At 54.1% G+C, this 11,494-nt stretch carries 12 protein-coding genes; 8 read left to right on the top strand and 4 right to left on the bottom strand.

Translation table 11 applies throughout. The features are described 5' to 3' along the window. Positions 1-265 precede the first annotated feature (265 nt). Together ACR8BF_RS12935 and ACR8BF_RS12930 are read left to right on the top strand one after the other, a co-directional pair. Entirely contained in the window at positions 266-901 is a 636-nt protein-coding gene (locus ACR8BF_RS12935; RefSeq protein ID WP_128085280.1) for a carbonic anhydrase, read from the top strand. Positions 902-1,020: 119 nt separating this feature from the next. Beyond that, the gene (locus ACR8BF_RS12930) at positions 1,021-2,157 is read left to right on the top strand and encodes a PQQ-dependent sugar dehydrogenase (RefSeq protein ID WP_434745083.1); all 1,137 of its coding nucleotides are present in this window, start codon (positions 1,021-1,023) and stop codon (positions 2,155-2,157) included. 148 nt (positions 2,158-2,305) lie between these two features. Here ACR8BF_RS12930 and ACR8BF_RS12925 read toward each other — a convergent pair whose 3' ends face one another. After that, positions 2,306-2,962, bottom strand: coding sequence for an HAD family hydrolase (locus tag ACR8BF_RS12925; protein WP_179896286.1), 657 nt, complete (start codon positions 2,960-2,962; stop codon positions 2,306-2,308). A 272-nt stretch (positions 2,963-3,234) separates the two neighbouring features. On the opposite strand from ACR8BF_RS12925, the gene ACR8BF_RS12920 reads away from it, so the two are divergent. Next, positions 3,235-4,437: a serine hydrolase gene (locus ACR8BF_RS12920; protein WP_179896285.1), complete on the top strand. Its 1,203-nt coding sequence runs from the start codon at positions 3,235-3,237 to the stop codon at positions 4,435-4,437. 343 nt (positions 4,438-4,780) lie between these two features. Here the strand turns inward: ACR8BF_RS12920 and ybjG are convergent, their stop codons facing one another. Continuing rightward, on the bottom strand, positions 4,781-5,386 hold the full coding sequence (gene ybjG, locus ACR8BF_RS12915; protein WP_179896283.1) for an undecaprenyl-diphosphate phosphatase: 606 nt from the start codon (positions 5,384-5,386) through the stop codon (positions 4,781-4,783). Between the two features lie 403 nt (positions 5,387-5,789). After that, positions 5,790-7,478, bottom strand: coding sequence for an aspartate:alanine antiporter (locus ACR8BF_RS12910; RefSeq protein WP_434745082.1), 1,689 nt, complete (start codon positions 7,476-7,478; stop codon positions 5,790-5,792). A gap of 258 nt (positions 7,479-7,736) precedes the next feature. On the opposite strand from ACR8BF_RS12910, the gene ybjM reads away from it, so the two are divergent. Further along, complete coding sequence (gene ybjM / locus ACR8BF_RS12905) at positions 7,737-8,102, top strand: inner membrane protein YbjM (RefSeq protein ID WP_292990447.1); 366 nt, start codon at positions 7,737-7,739, stop codon at positions 8,100-8,102. An 87-nt stretch (positions 8,103-8,189) separates the two neighbouring features. Here ybjM and ACR8BF_RS12900 read toward each other — a convergent pair whose 3' ends face one another. After that, positions 8,190-8,453, bottom strand: a complete 264-nt coding sequence (locus tag ACR8BF_RS12900) for a GrxA family glutaredoxin (RefSeq protein WP_179896278.1) — start codon at positions 8,451-8,453, stop codon at positions 8,190-8,192. Positions 8,454-8,708: 255 nt separating this feature from the next. Between ACR8BF_RS12900 and ACR8BF_RS12895 the strand changes: the two genes are divergently transcribed. From ACR8BF_RS12895 to ACR8BF_RS12880, 4 genes are all read left to right on the top strand, one after another. Further along, positions 8,709-8,960 (top strand): DUF1418 family protein, encoded by a 252-nt coding sequence (locus ACR8BF_RS12895; RefSeq protein ID WP_179896277.1) that lies wholly within the window; start codon positions 8,709-8,711, stop codon positions 8,958-8,960. A 16-nt stretch (positions 8,961-8,976) separates the two neighbouring features. After that, a complete protein-coding gene (nfsA, locus tag ACR8BF_RS12890; RefSeq protein ID WP_434745081.1) occupies positions 8,977-9,699 on the top strand; it encodes an oxygen-insensitive NADPH nitroreductase in 723 nt (240 codons plus the stop codon). A 21-nt stretch (positions 9,700-9,720) separates the two neighbouring features. Next, positions 9,721-10,623 carry a 30S ribosomal protein S6--L-glutamate ligase gene (rimK, locus tag ACR8BF_RS12885; protein ID WP_179896273.1) on the top strand — a complete coding sequence of 301 codons (903 nt, stop codon included), beginning with the start codon at positions 9,721-9,723 and terminating at the stop codon, positions 10,621-10,623. Between the two features lie 87 nt (positions 10,624-10,710). Continuing rightward, positions 10,711-11,190, top strand: a complete 480-nt coding sequence (locus ACR8BF_RS12880) for a YbjN domain-containing protein (RefSeq protein WP_136197187.1) — start codon at positions 10,711-10,713, stop codon at positions 11,188-11,190. The last annotated feature ends 304 nt before the right edge of the window (positions 11,191-11,494 follow it).

Raw genomic sequence — 11,494 nt, 5'->3', positions numbered from 1 at the left:
ACGCGTAAAAGCCGTTGTACGGCACCAGCGAAAAAACGCGCTATTTACAGCCTGCATTTTCCAGTAACTCACCGTCCTGTAAAAAGAAATGGTTTTTCCAGTAAGCGAGGGGCAGATAAGCGAAACGCTGACAGTGGCCCTTGTTTACAACATCCAATAAAACGCGGGTTGATATTCACTTGTTTTCATTAATAATAAACCAGCAAACCCCACTGAGGGGGCTATGCCCCTCAGGTAATGAAATGGATAATGTGAGAGCTAAATAATGAAAGAGATCATCAACGGATTTCTGAATTTCCAGCAGAATGTGTTTCCTGAAAGGAAGGATCTTTTCAAAAGCCTGGCGTCAAATCAAAATCCGAAAGCGCTGTTCATCTCCTGTTCAGACAGCCGTCTGGTGCCTGAACTGGTAACGCAGCAGGAGCCAGGAGAGCTGTTCGTTATCCGCAATGCGGGCAACATCGTTCCTTCATTCGGCCCCGAGCCAGGCGGTGTCTCAGCCACGATCGAATATGCGGTCGTTGCGCTGGGTGTCTCCGACATCATCATCTGTGGTCACTCCAACTGTGGTGCGATGAACGCCATCGCTTCCTGCGCCTGCATGGACACTATGCCTGCGGTTGAACACTGGCTGCGCTATGCCGATGCGGCAAAAGCAGTGGTCGAGCAGCGTGAGTATGACTCACCCGAGAAGAAGCTTAACGAGATGGTCAAAGAGAACGTCATCGCTCAGCTTAACAACATGAAGACTCATCCGTCTGTCTCCGTTGCCCTGCGTAATGGCAAGCTACGCCTGCACGGCTGGGTTTACGATATCGAAAGCGGCACCATCATGGCGCTGACCCAGGGTGGCAAGCAGTTTATTACCCTGTCGGATAATCCGGATACCTGCTTCGAGTAATACTTTTCACCCGCTGCGTCCTGCGGCGGGTTTTCCTGTTTAATCTTTTGTAAATCCTCAGGTTCACCCCGCGACGGATGACTACGCTTAAGGTCACGCTATCCCGTCAGGAGAACCCTATGTCCCGTTTATCGACTGCCTTACTGCTGAGCAGCGCGCTATTTTGTGCCTCGCCGCTGTTTGCCGCCGACGTAAAGGTCGAGGTGTTGCAGGATAAGTTACAACATCCATGGTCCATCGCCTTCCTGCCCGACAACAAAACGTTGCTGATTACCGAACGCAGCGGACAGCTGCGCAGCTGGAGCCCGGAGAGTGGTCTGTCGCAGCCAATCAAAGGGGTGCCGAAAGTCTGGGCAGAACGGCAGAGTGGCTTGCTGGACGTGGTGCTGGCACCCGATTTCGCGACCAGTCGTCGCGTCTGGCTCAGCTATACCGAGGCGAACAGCAGTGGCAAAGCGGGGGCAGTCGTGGGCGCTGGCACGCTGAGCCAGGATAACCGGCAGCTCAGCGATTTCCGCGAGGTGATTCAGCAGACGCCGATGCTCTCCAGTGGCAACAATATCGGCACCCGGCTGGCGTTTGATACCCAGGGTTATCTCTGGATTGCATTCGGCGATAATTTTGTCAGCAGCGCGGCGCAGGACCTCGATAAGCTGCAGGGCAAACTGCTGCGACTCAATGCTGATGGCAGCGTGCCGGACGATAATCCGTTTGTGAAAAAGCCCGGCGCCCGGCCAGAAATCTGGGCCTATGGTCTGCGTAACCCGCAGGGTCTGGCACTTAACCCCTGGACCGGCATGATATGGGAAAATGAGCATGGCCCGCGCGGCGGCGATGAAGTGAATATTATGGCCCGGGGCAGGAACTACGGCTGGCCGCTGGCGACGTACGGCATTGACTACAGCGGCGATAAAGTGCCGGAGTCAAAGGGCACCCATGTCGCGGGCACCGAACAACCGCTTTACCACTGGAAGGTTTCCCCGGCCATCAGCGGTATGGCGTTTTATAACAGCGCCCGTTTTCCCCAGTGGAAAAACTCGCTGTTTATCGGTGCACTGAAAGAAAAAAACCTGATTCGTCTGAGTATCAACGGCGAAAAAGTGGTGGAGGAGCAGCGCCTGCTGGGGGATCAGAATGCGCGGATTCGCGATGTCCGGCAGGGCCCGGATGGTTATCTCTATGTGCTGACCGATGAGGCTAATGGCAAGCTGCTGAAAGTGGGGTTAGCGCAGGACGCTGGTGCGTCCCGCGGCTAATAGCCTGTCCCATCAGCCTGTTTTATTCGTCAGTCCGGACCCGGGCAATGCTCACCCTCTTCAGGTAAGACGCGCACGTTCCGGTTGTTTCGCGCTGCCCCTGTCCAGGCTGCCTGTAATCATTACGCCTGATTGACCCGACTCTGAATCAGCGAGCCCAGTGATAAACCTGCCAGCCGCGGTTTAACGCTTCCTGGTGCAGTTGTTCATCCGGATTGATGACATGAGCATGATCGGCCTGTTCCAGCAGGGGCAGGTCGTTCATTGAGTCACTGTAGGCCCAGGTGCGGTCAAAGCTCTCCGCCTGCTGCAGCGCTTTCCAGTCGCCCAGTCGGGTCACTTTGCCCTCTTTGTAAGTCATGGTGCCGTAAGTGTTGCCGCTGTAGCGCTCGTCCACGATTTCAACGCCAATCGCCAGCGCGCCGCAGGCTCCCAGCTTCTCGGCAATCGGCACCACCAGATGCTCGCCGCTGGCAGAAATGATCATCACTCTGTCGCCACGCGCCCGATGCCACTCAATTCGCTCGCGGGCGGCCGGGTAGACGCGAGGCAGGATGTCGCGCTGGATGAAACGACGCACCCAGCCTTCAACGGTCAGTGTCGCCATACCCGCCAGTGGGGAGAGCGTTTTATTCATATATTCTTCAATCGACAGCGTACCGGCATAGTACTGATTCATTAATGCCTGTTCCTGATCAATCAGTTCACTGGGAGCGAATCCCTGGGATACCAGCCAGCGCAGCCACAGGCTGGTGCTGTCTTCACAAATGAGGGTTTCATCAAGATCAAAAAGGGCTAAGTCCATGGTCGGTCTCCTCGGCTGACTGGCTTTCAGGTTAACTGATATTTGTGACGGGCTTAACTCTTCTGCAAAAAATCGGAATTTAACTCGGTTTTTATCGCGACAGAATTCCGGAAAACCGGCACGCGCGCGGCGCTTATGCCAGGGTTACTCTACTAAAATCTAAAAATCTTTACGATTCGGCGGTTTTTTTCGCTGCCATCAACGGTTAGCGTTTGAGTGAGAATTTTCTGCCCCTGGAATTTCGATTTAACAAGGACAATCCGGCCAAGCCCATGACAAACACTCGCTTCTCATCTCACCTGCGGCACCTTGCTGCTACCTCATTACTGATTCTTGCCCCCATCAGCGTTTTTGCTGAGCAGGCTCCCGCCGCGCCCGGCATTGATGCTAAAGCGTGGATCCTGATCGACTACGCCAGCGGTAAAGTGCTAACCGAGTCCAGTGCCGATCAGCGTCTCGATCCTGCCAGTCTGACGAAAATGATGACCAGTTACGTGGTTGGCCAGGCGATCAAAGCGGGCAAAATAAAACCGGATGACCTGGTGACCGTCGGACAGGATGCCTGGGCGACCGGCAACCCTAAACTGCGCGGTTCTTCTCTGATGTTCCTCAAGCCGGGCGATCGCATTCCGGTGCATGAGCTGAACAAAGGTATCGTGATCCAGTCCGGTAATGACGCCTGTATCGCGCTGGCAGATTATGTGGCGGGCAGTCAGGACTCGTTTATTGGCCTGATGAACAACTACGTAAAAGCGCTGGGACTGCAGAACACCCACTTTATGACGGTGCATGGTCTGGATGCAGAAGGGCAGTACAGCACGGCGCGGGATATGGCCCTGATTGCTCAGGCGCTGATCCGCGATGTGCCAGAAGAGTACGCGCTGAATAAAGAGAAAGAGTTTACCTTTAACAATATTCGTCAGATCAACCGCAACCGTCTGCTGTGGAGCACCAACCTCAAGGTGGATGGCGTCAAAACCGGCCACACCTCCGGCGCGGGCAATAACCTGGTGGCTTCCGCGACCGAAGGCGATATGCGCCTGATCTCGGTGGTGCTTGGCACCGCCAGCGATGCGATTCGTTTCCGCGAAAGTGAAAAGCTGCTGACGTGGGGCTTCCGTTTCTATGAAACGGTAACGCCGATAAAAGCGGATGCACCGTTTGCGCAGCAGCGGGTCTGGTTTGGTGACAAGAGTCAGGTAAATCTGGGCGTGGCGAAAGATGCCGCGCTGACCATCCCGAAAGGGCAGATGAAGAACCTGAAGGCGAGTTTCAAGCTCACTGCACCGCAGCTGGAAGCCCCGCTGAAGAAGAATCAGGTGGTCGGCACCATTGATTTCCAGCTGGACGGCAAAATGATTGAGCAGCGTCCGCTGGTGGTGTTGCAGGATGTGCCGGAAGGCGGCTTCTTCAGCCGGATGATTGATTTTGTGATGATGAAGTTCAACGGCTGGTTCGGGAAATGGCTGTCGTAAGCGCCCAGGGCCGCTGAGACGTCTCTGAGACGAGTGCTGTTTCCCGATAATAATCTGGCAGCAATGCGTTCGCTCAGCACGCAGGGAACGGGGTCAACGGGGTCAGAAGAGGAAAGCCCCGCGCCTGGGACAAAAACGCCGGGAGCGTTTTAGAACAACGCAACGCGCTGGCCCGTCAACGGGTGCACCTCATGGAGGAGGTGCGTAATCGCGCGGGCCGGGCGTGCCGTGGATGGCGGTTTTTACGTCTTTCCGATCTGACTCTGTTCTCTGAGCAGGCTCGATCTCACCGCCAGATGAAGCACAATTCCGACAATCCAGGGCGCGCAATCGCGGCCCTTCCTTAATTCTGCGTCCAGCCCTTACGAATCGGTACGGCAAACAGCGCCCGATAGAGCGGATTGATCACCGCCAGCATCCGCTCACCATAGAACTGCCACGCCAGATGCGACGCCAGACAACTCAGCAGACCCACCAGGAACCCACCCAGCATATCCATCGGCCAGTGAACGCCCAGGTAAACCCGCGACCAGGCGATAGCGCAACCCGCCACCATCAGCACCACACCCGACCAGAGGCGATGCCAGAAGATAAAGGCCAGTGCAAAGGTGAATATCGTCGTGCCGTGATCGCTGGGATAGGAGTCATCGGCGGCGTGATGCAGGAACTGATAACCGTAACCAATGGCGAAAGGGCGGGGATGCGGTAACAGATGGCCCACACACCAGGAGATCGCCAGGGCATAAATCAGCGCCATGCCGGTTTTCAGTACCAGCGCCCGCTGTGAAGAAACCTGATCGCGCGGTCCCCAGAGCCACATCGCCACAATTAAAAGCGGCACGATGGCGATCAGATCTTTGGCAATAAAGGTCGCCATGTGCAGTAACCAGACGGGAGAAGCCGGTGTGGCATTGATGGCAGTAAACAGTAAATGGTTCAGCTCTTCCATTTCGGGATAAATTCCTCAGCAGACAACCCGGTTAACGGCAGCGGGCGACATTCTGCCAGCCCGGCCCGATAACAGCGGTAATAAACAGGGTTAGCGACAGCGCGCCCACCCAAATAGGTCAGCACAAATTGCTAACTTAACAGCCATCTATCCTGCTTTTAAGAGGACAATTCGTCTACGGAAAGGCTCTGAATTTGATAAGGAGTTGCACAACTGTTTAAGTTTTATGACCGTTTCAGGCGTGGTTCTGGCGGTGGGAGTGGGGCTGCGGGAAAAAAGGCATAAAAAAACCCGCCGGGAAAAAGACCAGCGGGCTCCACAATTTGGGGATTTCAAAGAAAAGCAGTGGCACTTATTATGACTGCCGCTTAACTATAAAGTTCTGGACGCAGGCAAAATAATTTTATAAGGGCAATATTGGCCAGATGATGACGATCAGCGTTCCCGCCAGCGTCAGCAAAACGTTAGCGATGGCATAGGTTCCGGCATAGCCCAGTGCAGGAATATTGCTGCGTGCGGTATCACTGATAATCTCCATGGCCGGTGCGCAGGTTCGCGCGCCCATGATGGCACCAAACAGCAGGGCGCGGTTCATCCGCAACACATAGGCCCCAAACAAATAGCAGATGATGACCGGAATCAGGCTCACCAGGAGGCCGCACAGTAGCATCATGGCACCGTCACTGCTCAGACCGTGATTGATGCCGCTACCCGCACTCAATCCCACGCCCGCCATAAATACCATCAGCCCAAACTCTTTCACCATGGTGAGCGCGCCCTGCGGAATATAACCAAAAGTTGGGTGGTTGGCGCGGAGGAAGCCGAGCATGATACCGGCGAACAGCAGACCCGCCGCGTTGCCGATACCAAAACTGAAATTGCTGAACTGAAAGGTGATCAGACCAATCATCAGACCCACGATAAAGAAGGCACAGAAGGCTAAGAGATCGGTCATCTGGCTGTGAATCGCGATAAAACCAATGCGATCCGCCACGCTTTTGACCCGTCGTGCTTCGCCGCTGACCTGCAGCACATCGCCTTTATTCAGCATGATGCTGTCGTCGATCGGCATCTCAATCTGGCTGCGTATTACCCGGTTCAGGAAGCAGCCGTGATCGGTGAGGTTTAACTTGCTCAGGCGTTTGTTCACCGCGTTGTGATTCTTCACCACAATTTCTTCAGTGACAATGCGCATATCCAGCAGATCGCGGTCAAACACCTCTTTGCCGTTGCGGAAGCTGGGATCAAGCCGGGCGTGTGCGTCGGGATAGCCCACCAGCGAGATATCATCACCGAGTTGCAGCACCGCATCCCCATCGGGACTGGCGAGGATACCGTTGCGGCGAATGCGTTCAATATAGCAACCGGTCTGACGATAGATGCCCAGTTCGCGCAGGTTTTTGCCGCCGCTCCATGCCACCAGTTCCGCACCCACGCGATAGGCGCGGATCACCGGCAGGAAGACTTTGCGCTGGCTGTCGGCATCAAGGCCGCGTTCACGGGCGATTTGCTGGGCGCAGGTGGGCAGATCCTGGTGTTGCAGACGGGGCAGGTAGCGTGCGCCAAAAATCAGGCTGACCAGGCCAATCAGATAGGTCACGGCATAACCGAGACTCAGCTGGTCCTGCATCAGTGCGAGCTGCTTTGGATCGGTGATGCTTTGCCGCAGGGTATCACCCGCACCGACCAGCACTGGCGTTGAAGTCATCGATCCAGCCAGCATGCCAGCGGTAAGACCAATATCCCAGCCAAAGAGTTTGCCCAGCCCCAGCGCCAGCAGTAGCGCGCTGACCACCATGACGATGGCGAGCATGAAATAGTTTTTACCGTCGCGAAAGAATATGGAAAAGAAGTTGGGACCCGCTTCGACACCGACACAAAAAATAAACAGCATAAAGCCCAGGCTCAATGCATCGGTATTGATGGTGAAATGTTGCTGGCCTAATAAGAGCGAAACAACTAATACGCCAATTGAATTTCCCAGCTGAACTGAGCCAAGACGCAACTTACCCAGACAGAGGCCGAGCGCTAAAACAACAAATAATAACAAAATGTCATTTGCGCTTAACAATCCTGCGACGTTAATATTCAATGTTTAACTTCTTGTTTACATGTAAGCTATTGAAGAGTGGCCTGTTTTTCGCTATCGTGAGCAAGCCGTTGAGGATCTGTTGTATCAACACTGCAAATAGAACCTTTACCGCGGCGCTATTCTAATCAGAAAATTCTTTCACAGCCATTGGCTGTTTTCATTCGTTGCCACAGCGAACTGTTTCTTTTTATTTCCACCTGGACGCATCAGGGATATCAGCAGGTTATTGTCGGGGTTACTTTTAATCAGTGGGGTGGTATGCCGCAGCGTTCTTATCTCTGGACGACCCGCCTGTGCGGCGTGGTGTTGTATAGTCTGGTGTTTGTTTTTACCTGTCATTTCTGGCAGGTCGGTCCCGGCCCGCTTCGTGGTCAGCCTGAATTACTGCTCTTTATGTTGCCCGGTGTTGTGATGGCATTAATGCAGGTGGAAAGCCCGTTAAAAAGTACGCTGCTAATGGGGCTCTGGGGAACGTTACTGGCAGCACTGCTGTTAAATAACAGCCTGTTTATCCACAGCAATGGATTCTTTTTAGTCGCCTGGAGTCTCAGTGCGCTGTTCTGGGCAGGCTGTGGAGCATTGCTGGTGCGTTTGATGCAGATTGTGATGGCATCAATTCATTAAATGGTGTCGGATAACTGTCGTCAGGCAGAGAGCAAAAAGGCGAGGCAGGGAATCCTGTCTCGCCTTTTTCATTCCGGCTATCCGCGCTTACGCAACAAATCCCAGATTCTCTTTAGTCCAGGCAGCAAACTCGGTGTAGCCACCGATATGTTTTTCGTCCACGAAAATCTGTGGCACGGTGCTGACAGGTTTACCGGCGCTTGCTTCCAGATCGGCTTTAGTAATGCCTTCTGCATTAATATCGACATACTGGTAGCTAAAATCATCGCGCTCAGTGGTCAGTTTGTCGGCCAGCTCATGGGCACGGACACAGTAGGGACAGCCCGGACGACCAAAAATTACAGCAATCATTGAGAACTCCTTGCAGCGACTATTGTGTGATGTATATCACACAATGAAACAGAGAATGGCAACCATGATGCCCGCTCGTATCGCTTAAGGAAAGCAGGATTTGCCTGTTAGTCTGATGCACGCACGCTATTGCTGCCCATTCAGGAAGCGTCTGAAATAAGGGCTTTTTCGCGACAGCGGCTCATGTATCCCGCGCAATTTTGGGGTTGTTGACCATAATTGACGCTCAGTAAGCTGCTAAGGCAGGAGGATGTGATGCAGAGTGTGGCCAGATTACCCCGGTTTGTGGTGGTGCTGGAGGCGGCGGGTGGCCTGTTGATTTTAGGCGCGCTGCTGCTGATCAACCACTGGCTTCCGCTGCCAGGCCTGGCTGACGTGAAAACGCTGGCCACTGTGCTGTTCATCGCTGGCGTGGTGCTGATGCTGCCTGCTGCCTGGCTATTAATGTGGCGCACCGCGAAAGCGATCGCGCCACAGCTCTTCAATCAGATTGATAAAAAAAGATAATGTTGCTGGAGACTTTATGACACCGACCATTGATTTACTGTGCAGCCACCGTTCGATCCGCGCCTTTACTGACCAGCCGGTCAGCGAAGCCCAGCGTGAAGCGATTATTAATGCGGCCCAATCGGCGTCCACATCCAGCTTTTTACAGTGTTCTTCTATTATCCGTATCACCGACAAGGCGCTGCGTGACAAGCTGGTGACGCTGACAGGTGGACAGACGTGGGTCGCGGATGCGCCTGAGTTCTGGGTTTTCTGCGCTGACTTTAATCGCCACCTGCAGATTTGCCCGGATGCGCAACTGGGCCGTGCCGAGCAGTTGCTGCTGGGTTGCGTCGACACCGCGCTAATGGGACAGAATGCTATGGTCGCAGCGGAATCGCTGGATCTGGGCGGCGTCTTTATTGGCGGGATTCGTAACAGCATTGCGGAAGTGACTGAACTGCTGGGCCTGCCGAAATTTGTTCTGCCCCTGTTTGGCTTCTGCCTGGGCCATCCGGAGTCAAAGCCAGACGTCAAACCGCGTATGCCACATGCGATGCTGGTGCATGAGAATCGCTATCAGCCGCTGGATCCTGCGGTATTGGCAGAATACGATAGCCGCACGGAACTCTATTATCAGCACCGTGACAGCAACCAGCGTAGCGAAAACTGGAGCGACCTGATTCAGCGGCTGATTATTAAAGAGACGCGTCCGTTTATGCTTGACTATCTGCATCAGCAGGGCTGGTCCACGCGTTAATTTCAGTAAGCGAGAGCAGCGATGAAGATAGCTATCCTGTCACGTGATGAGACGCTTTACTCCAGCCGACGATTGCGTGACGAGGCTGCCGCACGCGGCCATGTGATACAAATCATCGATCCGCTCTCCTGCTATATGAACATCAATTCCGCTTCACCGGCGGTTCACTATTGTGGTGAACCGCTGGGCCATTTCGATGCTGTTATTCCCCGCATCGGCAACGCCATAACCTTCTATGGCACGGCAGTGCTGCGGCAGTTTGAGATGTGCGGCAGCTATCCCCTGAATGAATCGGCCGCCATTACCCGCACGCGGGACAAATTGCGCTCGCTGCAACTGCTGGCACGTGAGGGCATTGACATGCCGGTCACCGGTTTTGCCTCCTCGCCCGATGACACCGATGATCTGATCGCGATGGTGGGCGGCGCGCCGCTGGTGGTTAAGCTGGTAGAAGGCACTCAGGGTATTGGTGTGGTGCTGGCGGAAACGCGGCAGGCGGCGGAAAGCGTCATCGATGCCTTTCGCGGGCTGAATGCCCATATTCTGGTGCAGGAATTTATTAAAGAAGCGCAGGGGCGTGATATTCGCTGTCTGGTAATCGGTAATCAGGTGGTGGCCGCAATTGAGCGGGTAGCGAAAGAGGGCGATTTCCGCTCCAACCTGCATCGCGGCGGCAAAGCTTATCCGGTAGAGATCACGCCACAGGAGCGGCAGATCGCCGTGAAAGCAGCCGCGACTCTGGGGCTGGAAGTGGCGGGTGTCGATATTTTGCGCGCCCATCGCGGTCCACTGGTAATGGAAGTAAACGCCTCACCCGGCCTGGAAGGCATCGAAACCATTAGTGACCTTAACATCGCCGCGCTTATGATTGAGCGGATTGAGCAGCAGGCCATCCCCGGGCTCCGTCCTAAAACCGCTGGCTGACACGCGCTTTTCAGCGGTTTTCATGGCATCGTCGCCCATTTTTCCGTAAGCTAAGTCGCCTGTTTATCACCCTACTGGGATTTTACGATGGATTCTCTTGTCGTTCCGGATATCGACCTGCTGCGTCGCTGGCTGGATCAGCAAAATATCACCTGGTTCGAATGCGATGCCTGTCAGGCACTTCATCTGCCGCACATGCAAAACTTCGATGGGGTGTTTGACGCCAAAATCGATCTGGTCGACAACGTCATTCTGTTTTCGGCGCTGGCTGAAGTGAAGCCAACGGCGCTGATTCCACTGGTTGGCGATTTGTCGCAAATCAATGCCAGTTCACTGACGGTGAAAGCATTTATCGACATTCAGGATGATAATCTGCCGAAGCTTATTGTCTGTCAGTCACTGATCACGACCGCCGGATTAACCTTTGGTCAGTTCTCACACTTTATGAAACAGAGTGAAGAGCAGATCTCCATGGTGATCCTGGAAGCCTTTGCTAACAATCTGCTGATTGTGGGCGAAGAAGAAGAGCACGTTCCGGTGACCAGCGTCCATTCTGTGCTGCACTAAGCCCGACATGGTCGCCCACTAAGCCGTCCCCGCGACGGCTTTTTTATGCCCGCCATCCACAGCCGCGATAATTTTTTATTCTGCACTTTGCCCTTTAACGCCAGATATTTGTCGTGGTTTATGCCATCAAAGCCGAACCTCATAGCTTAAACATGCATAAAATATCGGTTTCAGGCGTTTTTTACGCTGGGGTCTGGTGCAGCCTGACCAGGGGGGCTATGCTTGCGGAGCTGTAACAGGCGCGTAACTGTGCTTCAGCTATAGGTTTTTACTATTAAACTCCCGCTGAATAATGATTCATTGT

The sequence above is a fragment of the Candidatus Pantoea rara genome (assembly GCF_051136265.1).
Lineage (GTDB): Bacteria > Pseudomonadota > Gammaproteobacteria > Enterobacterales > Enterobacteriaceae > Pantoea > Pantoea rara.
This window is presented reverse-complemented; position numbering and strand designations above follow the sequence as displayed.

Coding starts and splice junctions, on each gene's coding strand:
- nfsA (WP_434745081.1), top strand. CDS start 8,977: ATGACACCGACCATTGATTTACTGTGCAGCCACCGTTCGATCCGCGCC.
- rimK (WP_179896273.1), top strand. CDS start 9,721: ATGAAGATAGCTATCCTGTCACGTGATGAGACGCTTTACTCCAGCCGA.
- ACR8BF_RS12880 (WP_136197187.1), top strand. CDS start 10,711: ATGGATTCTCTTGTCGTTCCGGATATCGACCTGCTGCGTCGCTGGCTG.
- ybjG (WP_179896283.1), bottom strand. CDS start 5,386: ATGGAAGAGCTGAACCATTTACTGTTTACTGCCATCAATGCCACACCG.
- ACR8BF_RS12935 (WP_128085280.1), top strand. CDS start 266: ATGAAAGAGATCATCAACGGATTTCTGAATTTCCAGCAGAATGTGTTT.
- ybjM (WP_292990447.1), top strand. CDS start 7,737: ATGCCGCAGCGTTCTTATCTCTGGACGACCCGCCTGTGCGGCGTGGTG.
- ACR8BF_RS12925 (WP_179896286.1), bottom strand. CDS start 2,962: ATGGACTTAGCCCTTTTTGATCTTGATGAAACCCTCATTTGTGAAGAC.
- ACR8BF_RS12920 (WP_179896285.1), top strand. CDS start 3,235: ATGACAAACACTCGCTTCTCATCTCACCTGCGGCACCTTGCTGCTACC.
- ACR8BF_RS12900 (WP_179896278.1), bottom strand. CDS start 8,453: ATGATTGCTGTAATTTTTGGTCGTCCGGGCTGTCCCTACTGTGTCCGT.
- ACR8BF_RS12895 (WP_179896277.1), top strand. CDS start 8,709: ATGCAGAGTGTGGCCAGATTACCCCGGTTTGTGGTGGTGCTGGAGGCG.
- ACR8BF_RS12930 (WP_434745083.1), top strand. CDS start 1,021: ATGTCCCGTTTATCGACTGCCTTACTGCTGAGCAGCGCGCTATTTTGT.